This window comes from Pareuzebyella sediminis (assembly GCF_008367235.1).
Classification (GTDB): domain Bacteria; phylum Bacteroidota; class Bacteroidia; order Flavobacteriales; family Flavobacteriaceae; genus Pareuzebyella; species Pareuzebyella sediminis.
Window position 1 is genome coordinate 403,300 of the sequence record NZ_VTZS01000004.1, and the last position, 20,172, is coordinate 423,471.

15 protein-coding genes are annotated in these 20,172 nt (G+C 42.3%); 8 read left to right on the plus strand and 7 right to left on the minus strand.

What is annotated here, in order from left to right; all coding sequences use genetic code 11:
* Positions 1–3: 3 nt before the first annotated feature.
* The 3 genes from F2B13_RS15855 to F2B13_RS15865 are packed head-to-tail and all read left to right on the plus strand — an operon-like array spanning position 4 to position 5,053.
* Entirely contained in the window at positions 4–1,236 is a 1,233-nt protein-coding gene (locus F2B13_RS15855) for a permease (protein ID WP_149304636.1), read from the plus strand.
* The gene (locus F2B13_RS15860) at positions 1,237–3,756 is read left to right on the plus strand and encodes a heavy metal translocating P-type ATPase (RefSeq protein WP_149304637.1); all 2,520 of its coding nucleotides are present in this window, start codon (positions 1,237–1,239) and stop codon (positions 3,754–3,756) included.
* 10 nt (positions 3,757–3,766) lie between these two features.
* Complete coding sequence (locus F2B13_RS15865) at positions 3,767–5,053, plus strand: efflux RND transporter periplasmic adaptor subunit (RefSeq protein ID WP_149304638.1); 1,287 nt, start codon at positions 3,767–3,769, stop codon at positions 5,051–5,053.
* A gap of 510 nt (positions 5,054–5,563) precedes the next feature.
* Here the strand turns inward: F2B13_RS15865 and groL are convergent.
* The 7 genes from groL to miaB form a co-directional block, all read right to left on the minus strand.
* Entirely contained in the window at positions 5,564–7,207 is a 1,644-nt protein-coding gene (gene groL / locus F2B13_RS15870; protein WP_149304639.1) for a chaperonin GroEL, read from the minus strand.
* Between the two features lie 103 nt (positions 7,208–7,310).
* Positions 7,311–7,589, minus strand: a complete 279-nt coding sequence (locus F2B13_RS15875; RefSeq protein WP_149304640.1) for a co-chaperone GroES — start codon at positions 7,587–7,589, stop codon at positions 7,311–7,313.
* A gap of 143 nt (positions 7,590–7,732) precedes the next feature.
* Positions 7,733–8,095, minus strand: a complete 363-nt coding sequence (gene secG / locus F2B13_RS15880; protein ID WP_149276769.1) for a preprotein translocase subunit SecG — start codon at positions 8,093–8,095, stop codon at positions 7,733–7,735.
* A gap of 7 nt (positions 8,096–8,102) precedes the next feature.
* Positions 8,103–9,023, minus strand: coding sequence for a hypothetical protein (locus F2B13_RS15885; RefSeq protein WP_149276770.1), 921 nt, complete (start codon positions 9,021–9,023; stop codon positions 8,103–8,105).
* A 95-nt stretch (positions 9,024–9,118) separates the two neighbouring features.
* Positions 9,119–9,634 carry an LptE family protein gene (locus tag F2B13_RS15890; protein ID WP_149276771.1) on the minus strand — a complete coding sequence of 172 codons (516 nt, stop codon included), beginning with the start codon at positions 9,632–9,634 and terminating at the stop codon, positions 9,119–9,121.
* 15 nt (positions 9,635–9,649) lie between these two features.
* Positions 9,650–10,918: a sigma-54 interaction domain-containing protein gene (locus tag F2B13_RS15895; protein ID WP_149276772.1), complete on the minus strand. Its 1,269-nt coding sequence runs from the start codon at positions 10,916–10,918 to the stop codon at positions 9,650–9,652.
* Between the two features lie 22 nt (positions 10,919–10,940).
* On the minus strand, positions 10,941–12,386 hold the full coding sequence (miaB, locus tag F2B13_RS15900; protein WP_149304641.1) for a tRNA (N6-isopentenyl adenosine(37)-C2)-methylthiotransferase MiaB: 1,446 nt from the start codon (positions 12,384–12,386) through the stop codon (positions 10,941–10,943).
* Between the two features lie 621 nt (positions 12,387–13,007).
* Between miaB and F2B13_RS15905 the strand changes: the two genes are divergently transcribed.
* The 5 genes from F2B13_RS15905 (at position 13,008) to porK (ending at position 20,126) form a co-directional block, all read left to right on the plus strand.
* Positions 13,008–13,424, plus strand: coding sequence for a hypothetical protein (locus F2B13_RS15905; protein WP_149304642.1), 417 nt, complete (start codon positions 13,008–13,010; stop codon positions 13,422–13,424).
* A gap of 11 nt (positions 13,425–13,435) precedes the next feature.
* Complete coding sequence (locus tag F2B13_RS15910) at positions 13,436–14,737, plus strand: LVIVD repeat-containing protein (RefSeq protein ID WP_149276775.1); 1,302 nt, start codon at positions 13,436–13,438, stop codon at positions 14,735–14,737.
* Positions 14,738–14,853: 116 nt separating this feature from the next.
* Positions 14,854–17,340 (plus strand): type I DNA topoisomerase, encoded by a 2,487-nt coding sequence (gene topA, locus F2B13_RS15915; protein ID WP_149276776.1) that lies wholly within the window; start codon positions 14,854–14,856, stop codon positions 17,338–17,340.
* Positions 17,341–17,421: 81 nt separating this feature from the next.
* A complete protein-coding gene (locus tag F2B13_RS15920; RefSeq protein ID WP_149276777.1) occupies positions 17,422–18,579 on the plus strand; it encodes a formimidoylglutamase in 1,158 nt (385 codons plus the stop codon).
* A 191-nt stretch (positions 18,580–18,770) separates the two neighbouring features.
* Complete coding sequence (gene porK / locus F2B13_RS15925; RefSeq protein ID WP_149276778.1) at positions 18,771–20,126, plus strand: T9SS ring complex lipoprotein PorK/GldK; 1,356 nt, start codon at positions 18,771–18,773, stop codon at positions 20,124–20,126.
* Positions 20,127–20,172 lie beyond the last annotated feature (46 nt).

Here is a 20,172-nt window from a genome sequence, read left to right on the forward strand (position 1 = left end):
AAAATGAACGATTTTTTAAAACAATGGGGCGAAGCGGCCGTTACAACGGTTGGTTTTTTTTGGATGGCATTATGGGCATTTATTCTGGGTTACATAATCAGCAGTATGATTCAAATTTTTGTGACCGAAAAAAGAATGCAGAATACCATGGGTAAAGATGCGTCTAAAAGTATGCTTTTGGGAACCTTCTTTGGGTTTATCAGCAGCTCATGCAGTTTTGCAGCCTTGGCGAGTACCAAGTCGTTATTTAAAAAGGGGGCTAGCTTTGTGTCGTCCCTAGCTTTTTTATTGGCCTCTACGAATCTAGTTATTGAGTTGGGCATAATAATTTCCATTTTTCTTGGATGGCAGTTTGTAATAGGGGAATATGCTGGAGGAATTTTGTTGATAGGAATCAGTTGGATGATCGTTACAATAGTACGTCCAAGAGGATTGATAGAAAACGCGCGGAAAAATCTGGGGAGCGAAAATGAGGGTGAAGATGTCGATACTTCAAAAAGTTGGAAAACACGTGTAAAGAAGGAAGATAATTGGGCCCGTGTTGCCAAAAAGTACAAAATGGAATGGCAAATGGTTTGGAAAGATGTAACCGTGGGTTTTACCATTGCAGGAATAGTCGCAGCTTTCGTACCCGATTCTTTTTTTGAGACCCTTTTCATCAATAGTGGTCAGGGGAACACCAACTTCTCGTTTTTTGAGATTCTTGAGCATATTGTAGTAGGACCTGTGGCGGCGTTTTTAACTTTTATTGGTTCGATGGGCAATATACCTCTTGCCGCTTTACTTTTTGGCAAAGGAGTGAGTTTTGCAGGAGTTATGGCATTTATTTTCAGTGATCTGGTTGTGTTTCCTGTGCTTCGTATCAATGCCCGGTACTACGGCTGGAAAATGTCATTGTTTATACTTTTTTTACTGTTTTCTTCTTTGATTGGTGCTTCTTTGCTCTTGCATTACGCGTTTGACTGGTTCGGTATTTTACCTGATCCTTCCCAAGTGAAAATTCAAGACAGCGATTTTTTCAAGATTAACTATACTTTTTTCCTCAACCTTACTTTTCTTGCTATTTCGGCATACCTAGTTTATTTGGGCTTTTTTAAGAGGAAAGATGTACCGCACAAAATGAGTGAAATGGCTCCAAAAAGCCAACTACTCGCACAAAGCTTGAAGTATACGGCCTTTATCTGCTATGTATGGCTTTTGGGCGGTCTGGCGGTTAAATTTTTAATTTTAGGATAAATGAAACATACCTATTATATCGATGGAATGACCTGCAATGGCTGTAAAAAGCATGTAGAAGATACTTTGAAAAAAGTGCAAGATGTTTTAGACGCTTCCGTAGACTTGTCAAAGGCCGAAGCAACCATTCATATGGACTCGCATATACCCTTAAAAAAGTTCAAAAAGGCTCTTGAGGGAAACGGAGGACGCTACAGCATACATGAAGCGGATGAGTATCACCATTCCAAAGAAAATATCAGGAGAGCAAGGCCTAAGGTTAAGGATCGGAACAACGTACCAGGAACATTTTATTGCCCTATGCATTGCGAAGGCGAAAAGACCTACGATGCGCCTGGTGATTGCCCCGTCTGCGGCATGGATTTGGTCAGAGAACAAAATCTTTCAAAGGGTTCCGAGATGAGGTATACCTGTCCTATGCATCCTGAGGTGGTCAAAAGCGAGCCTGGAAGCTGTCCCATTTGTGGTATGGATTTGGTCCCTAGCGGTGCGGATACCTCCGAAGAAGAAAAAACCTACAACAAGCTGCTCAAAAAATTTTGGATAGCCTTAGTTTTTACCCTGCCCATTTTTAGTATTGCGATGAGTGAAATGTTGAATGATAATCCATTATACGACTTGATGTCGCAAAAGTATTGGAATTGGATTCAATTCGTACTATCGCTGCCCGTGGTTTTTTATGCCACTTGGATGTTTTTTGAAAGGGGGTACCGCAGTATAAAAACATGGAATTTGAACATGTTTACATTAATAGGTATTGGAGCAGGTGTAGCTTGGATTTTTAGTGTCTTTGGACTTTTTTTTCCTGATTTTTTCCCGGCTCAGTTTAGAACCGAATCGGGTGCTGTACATGTCTATTTCGAGGCGGCGACGGTAATACTGACATTAGTGCTAATGGGTCAGGTGCTTGAGGCACGTGCCCATAGTAAAACAAATTCCGCAATAAAAGAATTATTGAAATTAGCTCCGAACAATGCGGTTCGGGTGAAGAACGGCCAGGAAGAGGTAATTAGCATAGAAGCTATTGAACTCGGAGATATACTTCGCGTAAAACCAGGGGAGAAAATACCCGTAGACGGGCTCTTGACAAAGGGTGAAACGTCGATTGATGAATCCATGATTTCAGGAGAACCTTTACCGGTAGATAAGGTGTTAGGAGATCAGGTCAAAGCGGGTACCATTAATGGGAACCAATCTTTTTTGATGAAGGCCGAAAAGATAGGGGCTGACACCCTTTTGTCGCAAATCATACAAATGGTAAACAATGCGAGCCGGAGTCGGGCGCCTATTCAAAATTTGGCAGATACGGTCTCCGCATATTTTGTGCCTGTCGTTGTAGCTATTGCTCTTGTCACTTTTGTAGTCTGGGCTATTTGGGGTCCCCCCCCGGCCTATGTATACGCTTTAGTCAATGCTATAGCGGTATTGATTATTGCATGCCCTTGCGCCTTGGGCCTGGCCACACCCATGTCAGTAATGGTGGGAGTAGGTAAAGGGGCACAGAATGGGGTATTGATTAAGAACGCTGAAGCGCTTGAACGCATGTCGAAAGTCGATACGTTGATTATCGATAAAACAGGAACTATAACGGAAGGAAAGCCCACCGTAGAGACGATAGAGGCAACGGAAGACTCTTTTTCCCGGGAAGATATAGTTCAATTTATGGTTTCCTTGAACCAGAATAGTGAACACCCCTTGGCCCAGGCTACGGTAAACTACGGAAAGGAACTAGGGGCTACGTTTTTCGATTCCAAAGATTTCCAGGCGGTCACTGGAAAAGGGGTGTCGGCTATAATTTCTGACAAACAGGTTTCACTCGGAAATCTTAAAATGATGGAACATGCGGCGGCAAAACTTCCCATAGCGCTAAGGGAACAGGCAGAAGCCTATCAGAAAAATGGAAAAACGGTTTCCTTTCTTGCTGTCGATGGAGTAGTGGTCGGTTTTGTTGTGATTGGTGATAAGATTAAAAAAACAAGTGCGAAGGCTATTAAAACTTTACAAAGTAAGGGAATCGATGTCGTGATGCTCACGGGTGATAATCAGGCCACCGCAAAGGCAGTGGCACACGAACTAGGTCTTACAGATTTTAAAGCCGAAATGCTTCCGGACGACAAATTAAGGAAAGTTCAAAAGCTGCAACAACAGGGGAAGATCGTAGCTATGGCCGGTGATGGTATCAACGACGCCCCTGCTTTGGCCCAAAGTGATGTAGGAGTGGCCATGGGCACGGGAACCGATGTGGCCATAGAAAGCGCGGCCATTACCTTGGTCAAAGGAGATTTACAGGGTATCGTAAAAGCCAGGAACTTAAGTGACGCAGTAATGAAGAATATCAAGCAAAATTTATTTTTTGCCTTGGTCTACAATACCCTTGGAGTACCTATTGCGGCAGGCGTGCTCTTTCCTTTTTTTGGAATTCTTCTTTCACCAATGATTGCCGCCGCCGCTATGAGCTTTAGTTCTGTTTCCGTCATCGGAAACGCCCTGCGTTTACGTGGAAAATCAATAGACCAATAAAAAGTAAGTTATGAATAGAACTATTGGATATATCGTATTGGCTGTTTTAATCGGATTTATGGGAGGATATTTCATTTTTGGAACCCCGTCGAAAAAAACCGATATGGAAGCACATTCCCAAGAGGGTAAACGACAATCTCAAATATGGACATGTTCGATGCATCCACAAATAATGCAGTCCGAACCCGGGGACTGCCCCATATGCGGTATGGATCTGATTCCTGCTGAATCCGAGTCCGACGAAGTAACGAAGGGCCAGTTCAAGATGTCGGAGAATGCTATGATATTGGCAAATATTACAACCACAAAAATTGGGTCTAACAGCTCCAGAGGCCAGACGCTTTCACTTTCTGGAGCCATCGTAGCAAATAAGGAGGCAGTTGCCGTGCAAGCTTCCTATTTCGAAGGAAGAATAGAAAAACTTTTTCTGAATTATGAAGGGGAAGAAGTAAGAAAAGGCCAGCTTCTCGCCACGCTTTATGCGCCCGCACTGGTTTCCGCACAACAAGAACTGTTGACGGCTGCCAACCTGAAGAAAACCCAGCCTTCTTTATATAAAGCCGTGCGTAACAAGTTAAAACTATGGAAGCTGACCGATGCACAAATCGATAAGATTGAAAGCTCCGGTAAGGTTCGTGAGCACTTTCCGGTATATGCCAATGTCTCCGGAACGGTCTCGGAAGTTATGGTAGCGGCCGGTGATTACGTTGAAAAAGGAGCTCCGTTACTAAAGATTGCCGACTTGGGCACGGTTTGGGCTGTTTTCGACGCCTACGAAAATCAGGTTTCCCTGTTGAAAGAAGGACAATCAATTACTGTTAAGGTGAAGTCCTTTCCTGATAAAAGGTATGAAGCGACTATTTCCTTCGTCGATCCCGTATTGAACGCATCTACTAGAACAGTTCGCGTTAGGGCAGTTTTGAAGAATACCGATGGGCAATTGAAACCGGGAATGTTCGTAACCGGAATGCTCCATGAATCATCGGGCATAAGGGATTCAGCTCTCGTAGTGCCTGAAAGTGCCGTACTTTGGACGGGTGAGCGATCGCTGGTCTATGTCAAACCCGATTCCCTTACGCCGGCCTTCGAACTTCGGGAAGTACACTTAGGTAATACCGTTGATGAAGGGTATACGGTGTTATCTGGTTTAGAGAAAGGGGAAGCCGTTGTCACAAATGGCACTTTTACGGTAGATGCGGCTGCACAGCTCAAAGGTAAAAATTCGATGATGAACCATAACCATAAGGAAGGGCACTCGGGTACAAGTCATGAGGTTCAAATGACGCCTCAGAAATAAAGCGGAATCCAAAATCTTCCACGGCTCAATCACTAAACCATAAAACAATATATAACACTTCATACGATTAGGGTATAAAGCATGGTCTTGATGTATTTCTATGGCTGAATTTGCTATTTCTAAGAGGGGGATCCTCAGGTTATATGATAGTTTGAAGGTGCTATTAATTGGGTGTAAAAATTCACAAATTTTCTTGTCTTCGAAAACAAAAAAGGAGTACTTTTAATTGAAATTTTAACCTTGTCGACATGGCAACAGCAAAGAAAGCAGCTCCGAAAGCCGCAGCCAAAAAAGTAGCCCCTAAGGCTGCTAAAAAGGCACCTGCGAAGAAGAAGTAATTTTTTTCTAGGGTTTATGGGATAAACCTTATAATCGGAAACTATTTAAACCACCTTTAATCAGGTGGTTTTTTAGTATTAAAGCTAGCTATAAAAAAACCGCTTTGATCGATTGATCAAAACGGTTTTTTACTTGTTATAGCATGTGCCCGGTCATCCCGGCACTTATTGACTACATCATTCCTGGCATTCCGCCGCCATGAGGCATTCCACCACCGGCACCGCCAGCAGAAGCTTCTTCCTTAATATCGGTCAAAGCACATTCTGTGGTCAAAATCATTCCAGCTACCGAAGCTGCATTTTCCAATGCGATTCTCGTAACTTTCTTAGGATCGATAATTCCTGCCTTTAACATTTCGACATAAGTCTCCGACTTGGCGTCATATCCATAATCTCCCTTACCGTCATATACTTTGGCGACGACAACAGAACCTTCACCACCTGCGTTTTCTACAATAGCGCGTAATGGCGATTCTATGGCTTTGGCGACAATTTGAACACCGGTATCTTCATCGGCATTTTCGGTATCGATTTTTGATAGTGCAGTCTTTGCTCTTAGAAAAGCAACACCACCACCAGCTACGATACCCTCTTCTACTGCTGCGCGCGTAGCGTGAAGTGCATCGTCGACCCGGTCTTTTTTCTCTTTCATCTCTACTTCAGAGGCTGCCCCGACGTAAAGCACTGCGACACCACCGGCCAATTTAGCCAAACGCTCTTGGAGCTTCTCCCTATCATAGTCGGAAGTTGTGGTCTCTATTTGAGATTTGATCTGGTTTACTCGGCTCTTGATTTCTTTTTGAACACCACCACCGTTCACAATAGTAGTATTGTCTTTGTCGATAGTGACTTTCTCGCAAGTACCCAACATATCGATCGTAGCATTATCTAGGGAGAAACCTCTTTCTTCGGCGATTACCGTGCCGCCTGTCAAAATGGCGATGTCTTCGAGCATTGCTTTTCTTCGATCTCCAAACCCTGGAGCTTTAACAGCAGCAATTTTAAGAGATCCTCTCAATTTATTCACCACCAATGTGGCCAATGCCTCTCCATCAACATCTTCGGCGATGATCAACAATGGCTTTCCTGATTGTGCCACAGGTTCCAAAACCGGAAGCAAGTCTTTCATTGCCGAAATTTTCTTATCGAATAAAAGAATATAAGGATTTTCCAAATCGGCAGACATCTTTTCCGAATCCGTAACGAAATATGGAGAAAGGTAACCTCGGTCGAATTGCATACCCTCTACGACATCAACATAGGTGTCGGTACCCTTAGCTTCCTCCACAGTAATTACGCCTTCTTTGCCAACTTTTCCGAAGGCTTCGGCAATAAGTTCACCGATCTTCTCATCATTGTTCGCCGAAATCGAGGCGACCTGCTTGATTTTTTCAGAAGAATCACCCACTTTTTTGGATTGCTTCGCCAAATTTTGAACAATAGCGTCTACAGCCTTGTCGATTCCTCGTTTTAAATCCATTGGATTTGCACCGGCAGCGACGTTTTTAAGTCCTTCCTTAACTATAGATTGAGCTAAAACGGTAGCGGTAGTCGTACCATCACCTGCCAAATCGTTTGTTTTGGAAGCGACTTCTTTTACCATCTGGGCTCCCATGTTTTCGAGAGCATCTGCCAATTCAATTTCTTTGGCGACGGTCACACCATCCTTTGTCACTTGGGGAGCCCCGAACGATTTGCTGATAATCACGTTCCGTCCTTTTGGCCCTAAAGTCACTTTTACTGCATTTGCCAATGCATCGACACCTCTTCGGAGGCCATCGCGGGCATCGATGTCAAATTTTATATCTTTTGCCATAATTACTTTATTAGAATTTATAATTCCCTAAAAACAAGGGAATTTGTTTTATTTATTTTAGTGTTCAGAATTAGGTTTCCTATTCGCAAGGGAAAAACGAAAATTAGATGATTGCCAAAACGTCGCTCTCGCGCATCATAAGGTAATCGACGCCTTCGAGTTTAAGTTCGGTACCGGCGTATTTGCCATAAAGCACAGTTTCCCCTACTTTTACCGTCACTTTTTCGTCTTTTGTTCCGGGGCCAACAGCCACTACTTTACCCTGTTGTGGTTTTTCTTTTGCAGTATCCGGAATGTAAATACCGGACGCAGTTTTGGTCTCGGCGGCCATAGGCTCGATAAGAACTCGATCGGCCAATGGTTTAATGTTGACTTTTGCCATATTTATAGTTTTTAGTTTGAAAAATTAATATTCTAGCTTGCTACTAGGCAGAAATTATGCCATGTCGCAAAAACTGACACTTTGTTAAAATAAAAATGCCAGCTTGTCATTCAGGCTGGCATTTTTGTTTTTTTCTTGAAATATTAGAGACTGTCTGAAGGAGTTGTTGTCGGAGCGGGTATTTCTTCAGGAAGGCTTTCGGGTACCGTTTCAGGTACTGTGGTCTCAATGCCATCGCCATTCAGTAATTTAGAATCGGATTCTCCAAAACTACCTCTAAGCGCTACATTGGATGCTAAAATCAATACGACCAACAATGTGGCCAAAGTCCAAGTACTTTTGTCCAAAAAATCGCCTGTCTTTTTTACGCCTCCTACAACTTGGCTGCCGCCGCCGCCAAAAGAGGATGACAAGCCACCTCCTTTAGGGTTTTGTACCATTATCACCAATACCAGCAAAAAGCACACGACAATGATTAGGACTAAAAAAATGGTGAACGTACTCATATTTCCTTTACTTGTTTTCTAATTGTAATCTTTCCACCGATTTAATTCGGTCTGCAAAGAAACCACTTTTTTCCGGATATTTCAAACTTAAAATACGGTAGGCCTGAATCGCTTTTTTATACTTTTTTTGTTCCAAATAAACCTTGGCCAATGTTTCGGTCATCAGTTCTTTTTTGTCGAACTTGGTGGAATCTTCAATATTTACTTTCGGTACATTTTTTTTAGGAGTTATTTTCGGGCTTTCGGTGATAAATTTGTCGATTAACTCGAACTTTTTCTTCTTTAGCACATCCTCCTCCAAAGTAAAATCAATTTCTTCGATTTCCGCTTCTTCTTTATTGAGTGGTTTTTTATTTCGTTTTATAGTCTTTAGGGAAGTCAATTGTAGCCATTCGCCAAAAGAGTACTTTTCTTTTTTGGTAAATGAAAGGGGCTGCCCTAATTCAAGTTCTTTCGAAGCCTTTCTTTTGGCTTCGGCAATTTCTGCATCGATCTTAGGGTCTTTGGCCTTGAAAAGTTCAGGATCAAGAATAGAATCGGCATCGTTTTGACTCAAGGCAAAATCTGATTCAGCGTTATTTCCAATCTCGGCTTCCTTGCCCTTTGTAATTACTTCTTCGGAAACAATCTCGGTTTCGACCAAAGGAGTGCCCTTGCCGGATATAGAGTTGGCAATGGCGTTTTGCGTAAAGTCGTCCGAAGTTATAAAATCAAAAAGTACGTCGCGATCCGCAGTGTAGGCTGCCGTTGTCTTTAGAGCGCTATTGTACTTGAAACTGTTCAAATTTTTCAATCCCTTCAGATGAAGAGCGCGTGCAGCCTGAAAATAAGGGTATTCGTCGAGTACATCCTCAAGCTGTTTGGTCTGCAAAGGAGAAACTACCTTTTCGGGGTGTTGTAAGAGATATGTAAAATCGTTTACGTTCATGTTTCAGCTATTCCATCTTTAAAATTTCGACCTTGCCAAAATGACTATAACGGTGATACCTTGTATTTATTGATTCAATACCCTCTTATTCAAAATTACCAATCGGCCAAGGAGGCATTGAAAATATCTTGGGTAATACGTTCGAAGATAACTTCAATAGCTTCGTCTTTTACCGCTGAAAGCTGAGCATTCGCAGGATAATCGTAAAAGAAAGAAAAGCGCTTTTCGAAATCGGCATCTTCTTTTGTTTTGTTATAAAATCGTACGTTTACCGCCATGGATAAGCGATTTTGCGCAGCATTTTGTTGGGCAGTGGCACTCATGGGTGAAATACGGAATTCAATGATTTCCCCTTCATACAATAAATCCCCGTCAGAAGTGGTCAGGTCCAAACTGGTCTGGTTCAATATTCTATCTTGTAGGGCAAGGGTGAAATCTCGATCCAATCCAGGTTCAAATGTAGAACCTGGACTCTGGGTCGCATAATTTTGAAAATAAGGTACGGTAAAGGTGCTAGCCGTGCCTACATTTCCCCCGGTAAAATTATAAATACCACAGCCTTTAAGTAATAAGACCAAAAATAAACATAAAATACGGGTTGCCAGTTTCATATTTTTTAAGAATAGCTACAAGTCATATTGTTTGATCTTTCGGTAAAGGGTGCGCTCCGATATTCCCAATTCGGCAGCCGCTGCCTTTCTTTTACCCCGGTTGCGTTCAAGTGATTTTTTTATGAGCTCAACTTCCTTTTCCTGTAAAGATAGAGTTTCCTCCTCTTCGATTTCCTCGGCAAAATGGTACTTGTCTTCATGATTGGGCTGAACAACTGGTTTTTCAGGTCGAGGCTCGGGCAAATGTAGTACTTCAAGTGCCGTACGTTCGTTATCTTGTAATTCTTCGCCATCATTCCCGTAAATCTTACGAATAAGGCCTTCGTTTTCTTCCTGAACCTTGTTACCGTCGTTATTCTTCATCAGTTCAAGGGTCAACTTCTTAAGGTCATTAAGGTCGTTTTTCATATCAAAGAGCACCTTGTACAAAATTTCACGCTCGTTACTGAAATCCCCCTCAGATTTTTTCTGTCCGACAACTGCAGGTAAGTTCGAGCTGCTGGCATCGGGAAGATAACTTTTTAAGGTTGACCATGTCACGGAACGACTTTCCTCAAGAACCGATATTTGTTCAGCAATATTTCGCAGCTGTCGTATGTTGCCCGGCCATCGATATTTCGTCAAAAGTTGCACGGCATCGTCTTCAAGTCGAATAGTAGGCATTTTATATTTCTGTCCAAAATCTGATGCAAACTTTCTGAAGAGCAAATGAATATCGTCTTGACGTTCCCTTAGAGGCGGGATGGTAATTTCTACAGTGCTCAATCTATAATAAAGGTCCTCCCTGAATTTTTCCTTTTTAATCGCTTCGAACATGTTGATATTGGTTGCCGCAACGATACGTACATTGGTTTTTTGTACCTGTGAAGAACCGACCTTTAAGAATTCCCCGTTTTCAAGAACACGCAGCAATCGTACTTGGGTAGTCAAGGGGAGTTCACCCACTTCGTCTAAAAATATGGTACCCCCATCAGCAACCTCAAAATATCCGCTTCTTGTTTGGGTGGCTCCGGTGAAAGCACCTTTTTCGTGACCAAAAAGTTCGCTGTCGATCGTGCCTTCAGGAATGGCACCGCAGTTTACGGCAATATATTTAGCATGTTTGCGATGGGAAAGGGAATGTATAATCTTAGGGATGGCTTCTTTACCTACTCCGCTTTCCCCGGTTACCAAAACAGAAATGTCTGTTGGTGCCACTTGCATCGCCTTCTCTATGGCACGGTTGAGCTTAGGGTCGTTGCCGATAAGTTCAAAACGTTGTTTTATGGCTTGTATGTTTTCCATGGTTTGTGAAAAGGTCCTATTTCTAATTATTTTTCGAATATCCTATGGCTTCGCCAATCAGTGTGGCCGATGTACAGCTATTCATGCGTACCTTTACAAAATCACCTATCTTATAATTTTCCTTTGGAAAAACTGCTACCGTATTCTGTGAATTACGACCCATCCAGTGTTGATCTGATTTTTTGGATGTACCCTCGATGAGAACCTCCTGTATTTGACCGACATGTTGCTCGGTGCGTTCTTGACAGTGACGACGCTGAAGCGCTATAATTTCACCCAGCCGCCTTTTCTTGGTTTCTTCTGGAATATCATCTTCTAGTTTTCTTTCGGCGAGTGTACCCGGTCTTTCGGAATAGGCAAACATAAAGCCGTAATCATACTTTACATACTCCATCAGCGACAAGGTATCCTTATGGTCGTCTTCAGTTTCCGATGGAAAGCCAGCTATCATATCCTGCGATATGGCGCAGTCGGGTAGAATGGCCTTAATGTTATCTATAAGATGAAAATATTCTTCTCGGGTATGCAATCGATTCATAAATTTCAGAATACGGTTACTACCGCTCTGTACCGGTAAGTGGATGCTCTTGCAAATGTTTTCGTATCTGGCCATGGTACGTATAACATCTAATGTCATATCCTGCGGATTCGAAGTTGAAAATCGAATACGCATACGCGGCTGGGCCAAGGCTACTTTTTCCAAAAGCTGGGAAAAATTCACCGCTGTTGCTTTCTGCATTTCGGAAGCGTTTCTAAAATCTTTTTTTAATCCGCCACCATACCATAAATAACTGTCTACGTTCTGACCGAGCAAAGTTATCTCCTTAAAACCCTTGTCCCAAAGGTCATTGACCTCTTCGATAATCGACTGAGGGTCTCGGCTTCGCTCTCTTCCCCTAGTAAAAGGCACGACGCAGAAGGTGCACATATTATCACAACCTCTGGTGATGGAAACAAATGCGGTCACGCCATTTGAATTCAAGCGAACGGGGGCTATATCACCGTATGTCTCATCTTTTGAAAGTATAACGTTGACGGCGTTATGCCCTTCATCGATTTCCTGTACGAGATTTGGAAGGTCTTTGTAGGCATCGGGGCCGACCACCATATCGACAATTTGCTCCTCTTCAAGAAATTTGTGTTTCAATCGTTCCGCCATACAACCCAAGACACCAACTTTCATTTGGGGACGATCTTTTTTTAGGGCATTAAATTTCTCAAGACGTTTTCGAACGGTCATCTCGGCCTTTTCACGAATAGAACAGGTATTGACCAAAACAAGATCCGCTTCGGCCAAGACATTGGTGGTATTGAAGCCTTCTTTGGCCAAAATAGAAGCCACGATTTCACTGTCGGAAAAATTCATTTGACAGCCATAGCTTTCAATGTAAAGTTTCCGGTCGTTTGAAGCTTTATTTTCTACGGATAATGCCGTACCCTGAACCGATTCATCTATTGTTTTCTCCATAAGCGCTTTTCATTATTCAGTACTTTCGACTTTGGCGGTTTGGAGGCCATGAGCCAAATAGAACTAAGTGCTCAATAGGTATTTTTAGGTCGCTGCATCGCAGCGGGCTGCAAATATAGGATTAAATACAGGTTTGTGACAAATTGACAGTAAATTTTAATAGGATTTTAAAGGTTGCAGGACACTTCCACTGAAGTGCGAAACTTTCATGAGTGCCCGAAAATATAACATTGAATAAATTTTGAAACCATCACCTGCAAAATTCCCAATGGAAAAACGCATGACTTTGGATCTATTTTGAGTCGGTCTTTTGAGTTGTTCAAAAAGGTCCGGCTTCAAGGTTTTTTTGACCTTTTAGTTAGCATTGGCTTTCGTGCTACCGTCTTACATACTTTATTTTTTGCCTTTTTTTAGTTGTGGGAATAACGCATCCAACCATGTTTGAACAGGAAGAACTTAGTCCGTATTTTATGTTATGCATGACAATATTTTCCCCTTTTCTCTTCGTAGCGCCATTGACGATTGCGGTGGCCATGAACGCCGCATTTCCCAGAATTTGCTATCAAAAGGATGTCGGTAGCGTCAATGCGGATGATTACTTTTTTATTAGAAGCAAGGAAGGTGGAAAAAAGGGTTGGTATTGGGGTTTATTATCCTTGGTCTTGCTGTTATAGGAATGCTATTGTGTGGCTTTGGGCTTATTTATTTCATTGTACCAATAGCATTAATTCCGGCTATTCATGTTTTAATGAAGAACTCACCGCCCTTGAAATAACCAAGGCAAGTTTTAAATGGGGCGGCAAAAATTGGGTGGTCATATTCGGATTGATCATTGTGACGGGCATTGTAGCGGAGTTAGGCCTTGTAGGTTGGGGTATCAGAATATTATTTACGGCCATGCTCTCCAAAATACCGATCTATTTTATCCATAAAGAAGGGGTAGAATCACCAAATGGAGATGGAAGTTATTCTTATTTTTTTGGGTTAAACGCAACGCTTGGTTCTAATATGCATCTTATGTTTAAAACAACCCAATGAATTCAAAAATTATGAAAAAGAAGATATTTGCCGTTGTATTTGCGGTAGCAATGACCGCAGTATCATGTTCTGAGGACTTTGATGATGGTCGTCAAGAGGAATATCGCGTTGCGGTACCCCTTACCGCTGATTTGATCCAATTTAAGGAGGAAGCGGTAGCCGTTACCGACCCCGTGCCCATAGAAAACTCAGGAAAGATTTATGCGTATAAAAATTATGTTTTTGTCAACGACATAAACAAGGGCATACACGTGCTTGATAATAGCAATCCCTCTTTTCCAATAAATATTGCTTTCATAAAGTTAGAGGGCAACAACGACATTTCAATCAAGGATGACCGCCTTTTCGCCGATAGTTACGGTGATTTAGTAGTTCTTGACATCAAAAATATTGAGAACATACCTCCTGCCAAAAGAATTGAAAATGCCATTTACCAACAGTTTTGGTGTACCGTCGGTTTCGATGTGACATGGCCCGAGGCCGATTATTTTGATTATGGTGACTTTGATGCCAACACACAGGCCATTGTAGGTTGGGAGGTGAAAACCGAACGACTTTCTCAAGCCGAAATTAATAGAAAATTTGGCGGTGGTGGAGATGTGCTTTACGAATCCGATGGGGCAGCTTTTAATAGTGCTGAAACCGTACCCTCAAATTCCGATACGGGTCAGGGGGGGTCTTTGGCACGCTTTAAGATTGTGGGTGATTACCTTTATGCGGTCGAATGGTCAAGTATTAGCGTTTTTGACATTTCTGACCTTGATAATCCAAAAACCTTGGAAGATGTATACGTGAACGGCGCTATAGAAACGATATATAATCAAGGCGATATACTTTTTATAGGGGGAATGCAGGGTATGTATATCTATGACATCAAGGAGCCATCAAAGCCTGCTTTCGTTTCCGAATTCGTGCATGGAACGGCCTGTGACCCGGTAGTGGTCGATGATACCTACGCCTATGTTACGTTAAGGGGCGAAAATTCTTGTGGCAATACCGAAAGTGGTTTATATATTGTTGATATTTCAGATTTAAAAAACCCTGAACTGAAAAAGTTTTATGCGCTTTCGGGGCCCTATGGATTGGGTTTCAAAGATGAAAAACTTTTTGTTTGCGATGGTTCTGACGGCTTGAAAGTGTATGATAAAAGTGATATCAATGATTTGAAACTGTTGAACCACTTTGAAGATATCATCACCTTCGATGTTATACCCCTACAAAGCTCTCTTTTAATGATCGGCGAAAATGCCTTATATCAATATGAATATCTAGACAATGACATACGTTTACTGAGTACCTTCAATCTCAAATAAGCTATTTTGGTACGCGAGAACGCCCCGGTCTACCGAGGCGTTTTTTTTTGCCTAGAGGTATGGTAGTCACACCAAATTAAAAATTTCAACTACTTTTGTGACTGTAAAACCAACATATGGCCAAAAATTTAGTGATAGTGGAGTCGCCCGCAAAGGCAAAGACGATAGAAAAGTTCTTGGGAAAGGATTATAAGGTAGAGTCAAGTTTTGGACATATAGCCGATTTGCCATCAAAAGAACTTGGGGTCGATGTTGACAATGATTTTGAACCCAAATATATCGTTGACAAAGACAAAAAGGCCTTGGTAAAAAAGCTAAAAGACCTGGCAAATAAGGCCGATACGATTTGGTTGGCGAGTGATGAAGATCGTGAGGGGGAAGCTATTTCATGGCATTTGGCCGAAACCTTAAAGCTTGATAAGAGCAAAACCAGACGTATCGTCTTCAACTCGATCACAAAATCCGCCATTCAAAAGGCCATTGAAAATCCTAGGGAAATCAATTACAATCTAGTTAATGCCCAACAGGCAAGAAGGGTGCTTGACAGATTGGTCGGCTATGAACTTTCGCCCGTATTATGGAAAAAAATTAAACCTGGCCTTTCGGCAGGTAGGGTGCAATCGGTGGCGGTTCGCCTAATCGTTGAGCGAGAAAGGGATGTTGAGGCCTTTAGCCCTCAAGCTTCTTTTCGTATATCTGCCGAATTCAAGACTGAGGAAGGCCATAGTTTTACGGCCAAATTAAATAAGACGTTCGTTTCTAAAGAAGAAGCCAATGATTTTCTAAAGAAAAATATCGGAGCTAATTTTTCTGTCGGAAGTCTAGACAAAAAGCCTGCGAAGAAATCGCCGTCTGCTCCTTTTACGACTTCGACCCTTCAACAGGAAGCTTCGAGAAAACTTTATTTTTCGGTGGGCCGTACCATGCAAGTGGCCCAGAGGCTCTATGAGGCTGGTCTAATCACCTATATGAGAACGGATAGCGTGAACCTTTCTGGCGAGGCCATCAACGCCGCAAAGTCTGCTATCGTTAACAATTACGGTGAAAAGTATAGCACGGTAAGAAATTTCAAGGGAAAGTCTAAAGGTGCTCAGGAGGCTCACGAGGCTATCAGACCCACTGACATAACAAATCAATCGCCTTCATTGGAAAGGGACCAATCGAAATTATACGAACTCATCTGGAAAAGAACCATTGCCTCGCAAATGAGCGACGCAGAATTGGAACGGACCAATGTGAAGGTTAAAGCCGATACACATGAGGAAGAATTCACTGCCAATGGAGAGGTCATAAAGTTTGATGGTTTTCTCAAGGTATATTTAGAAGGTTTGGATGATGAGGATATGGTCGAGGAGCAAGAGGGCATGTTACCATCGATGAAGATGGGAGAGGCCCTTGAAAACCTATTTATTACGGCGACCGAACGTTTTTCGAGACCTCCCTATCGCTTTACAGAAGCTTCTTTGGTTAAGAAATTGGAAGAGCTTGGCATTGGTAGACCATCTACTTATGCGCCCACAATTTCGACAATTCAGAATCGGGGCTACATCGAAAAGGGCACCGTAGAAGGTACGGAAAGAAATTACGTGCAGTTACTCTTGGAAAGCGAGACCATTAAAGAGAAGCAACTTTCAGAGACCGTAGGTTCCGAAAAAGGGAAATTGGTGCCAACAGACATAGGAATGATTGTCAACGACTTTTTGGTGAGTCACTTTGCCAATATTCTTGATTATAATTTTACCGCAAAGGTAGAGGAAGATTTTGATGAGATTGCAGAGGGTGATGAAGATTGGCAAAAGGTAATGAAAAGCTTTTACAAGGATTTTCACCCTAACGTAGTCGATGTAGAAGAGAATGCCGATAGGGCCAGTGGTGAACGTGTTTTGGGTGAGGATCCGAAAACGGGTAGACAAGTGGCCGTTCGCTTAGGGCGTTTTGGGCCTATGGTGCAGATAGGTACGGTAGATGACGAAGAGAAACCCAAGTTCGCTAGCCTATTACCAGAGCAATCCTTGAATACCATCACCTATGATGAGGCTATGGAGCTTTTCAAATTGCCGAGATCACTTGGAGAATATGAGGGTGAGGAAATAGAAGCCAACGTAGGAAGGTTCGGGCCTTATGTACGGTTTGGTAAAAAATTTGTTTCCTTAGGCAAGGGAGAAAGTGCTTTTGATATCGATTATGATCGGGCCGTCGAATTGATTAAAGAGAAGCAGAAAGCAGATGCTCCGATATATCACTATGAAGATAAAGAGGTGACCAAGGGTAAGGGTAGGTTCGGCCCATTCATTAAATGGGACGGAATGTTCATCAATGTCAACAAGAAGTACGATTTTGAAAATCTATCCGAAGCGGACATAATCGAGCTTATCGAGGCGAAGAAACAGAAAGAATTGGATAAAGTGGTTCAAAACTGGCCTGATGAAGGTATCCGCATTGAAAAGGCACGTTGGGGTCGCCATAACATTATAAAGGGAAAGACCAAGGTAGAGTTGGCCAAAACGGTAGATGCGGCCAAAATGTCTTTGGACGAGGCAAAGGCGCTATTGGAAAAAAAGGCGCCTAAGAAAAAAACGAGGTCTAAGGCGAAGAAGAAGTAAATTTGAATGGGATAAGGGGCGGAAGCATTAATGTTGTAGTCAAACTTCGAAATGACCTAATAACTTATGCAATTAAAATAAATGGTATTAGATTTTTTGGTGCCCGTGGAAGATAGGGTTTTGGCCCACTGTGAATTACTCCCATCCCAAGCCCTCGGCAAACACATTAAAATTCATAATAAAAAGGAAGGGCTACCTGATACAACTAATATTTCAATAGCCTTGCTAGGGGTTAAGGAATCAAGGAATGCCTTTGAGAAGAAACACGAAATACTAGATGTTTCCGCCATACGAATACAACTTTACAAATTGCTATTGGGCAATTGGAATTCTACCTTGGCCGATATGGGCGATATTGAAGAGGGTGCCACTGTTGAAGATACTTATTTTGTAGTGCGGAAAACGGTAGCTTCGCTTTTAAAGCAAAAGATAATACCCATAATTATTGGTGCGACCCAAGATATTACCTACCCTGCTTATAGAGCCTTCGATGGGATCAAAGATCTGGTCAATTTGGTCGCTATAGATAGTCGATTTGATTTTGGGATGGATGATGAGCTTATTTCCTCCCATTCCTACATGAGCAAAATCATTACGGAAAAGCCAAACAACCTATTTAATTTTTCGAACATCGGGTATCAAAGTTACTTCAATGCCCAAGAGGAAGTCGATTTGATGGAGCGTCTTTTTTTTGATGCCTATCGGTTGGGCGAACTGGGCGCCGACATTGCTTTGGCAGAGCCCATTATGAGAAATGCCCATATGATAAGCATGGATGCAAGGGCTATTAGAGCTAGCGAAATTGGTCTATCCGATAATTTTTCCCCAAACGGTTTCACGGGGAGGGAAATCTGTGCGATTGCCAGATATGCCGGTATTAGTGATAAGGTAAGTGTTTTTGGTATTTACGAAATGGAGAATGCCGCGCAGTCGGCACAATTGATGGCTCAGATTATATGGTATTTTATTGAGGGTTTCAATTTTCGAATCTCGGAGTCTCCCTTTGAAGACCCTGCAAATTTCACTAAATATAATGTTCCGACCGATACGGAACAGCTTATCTTTCATAAAAGTCATCTTACCGATCGGTGGTGGGTAGAGGTGCCTTCGATTCTATCCCCACATACTAAATCAAAATCACCTGCGTTATTACCCTGCACAAAAAAGGACTATTTGGAAGCATGCGACCAAAATATTCCTGAACGGTGGTTAAAGGCCTATAAAAAAGGATTTAACTAGGCTCTCCTGTTTTTAATGGAATACCCGAATATCAGGCCTTGGGCTATGATTATGAGTGCCTCAGTTCTGTCCAAAAAAAAATATAGTATAATTGCCATTGATACAATAATTTGATTAAATCACAGTTTTAGAGTGTAGAATTGAATCATTGTTTTGCAGTTAATAACCAGAATCGAAATTTAACCTAAAGTATGAAGAAGCTATTGTTGTCATCTATAGCGTTTGTTTTTTTACTCAGTAGTTGTGGGTCAAGAACAAAGGGAGAGCTAGTCGGAGCCCAAGGTAAAAAATGGTATCCGGAAAGACCATACGGAATGGAACTTATTCCAAGGGGGTCTTTTATAATGGGTAAAGCCGAGGAAGACCAAGCGAAGCTCCTAAACGCACCAACCAAGACCGTTACGGTCAGATCGTTCTATATGGATGATACCGAAATTACGAACAGTGAATACCGACAGTTCGTAGAATGGGTAAAAGATTCCATAACCCGCACCAGATTGGCTATATTGGCCGATGAACTTGGACTCGGGCCAGAAGATGGGGGAATTGGAGACTATGCCTTTAAGGATGCCGATACCACAAAGCTTTCTGCCTACGACAAATATATGCTGGACAATTACGCAGGTATGGGCGAAACAGGTTTTGAAGGAAGGGCCCTTAACAAGGATGAAGAACTTGTGTGGGATATTTCTGAATATCCCGACGAATACTATACCGAAGTGATGGACTCGCTATATATTCCTGAAGAAGAATCGTATAATGGGCAGCGCACCATAGATGTGACCAAGCTAAAATACAAATACAGTTGGATGGATATCGAGGCTGCCGCAAGATCTAAAACGGGCCGAAGAAAAGATTTTATTCGTCAAGAAGAGCTTGAAGTATATCCTGATACAACAGTTTGGATCCGTGATTTTGAATACTCCTACAATGAACCCATGCACAACGATTACTTTTGGCACGATGCCTATAGCGATTATCCTGTGGTCGGTGTATCTTGGGACCAAGCCAGGGCCTTCTGTAATTGGAGGACCAAATTCAAGAACGATGATCAAAAAAGTAGGGGCAAGCAATTCGTGAACCAGTTTAGATTACCTACGGAAGCTGAGTGGGAATATGCCGCAAGGGGTGGTATCGAAGGTGGTACATATCCTTGGGGGGGACCCTACGTAATCAGTGACACCGGTTGTTTTATGGCAAACTTTAAGCCACAGCGGGGTGATTACGCTGCCGATGCGGCACTGTACACCGTAGAGGCCAAGTCTTATGAACCGAATGATTTTAACTTGTATAACATGGCTGGTAATGTTTCTGAGTGGACGAATTCCAGTTACGACCCCAATTCTTATGAGTTTGTTTCTACGATGAACCCCAACGGAGGCGATGGAGCAAATGCAAGAAAGGTTATTCGCGGAGGTTCTTGGAAAGATGTGGCTTATTTCCTTCAGGTAAGTACAAGGGATTATGAATACGCTGATTCTGCACGGAGTTACATCGGGTTCAGAACGGTACAAGACTATATGGGTGAGGAAGATTCGACCCAATAAGCAAGTAAGAATTAATTTTTTTTAGTTAGTTTCAAATACACAAATA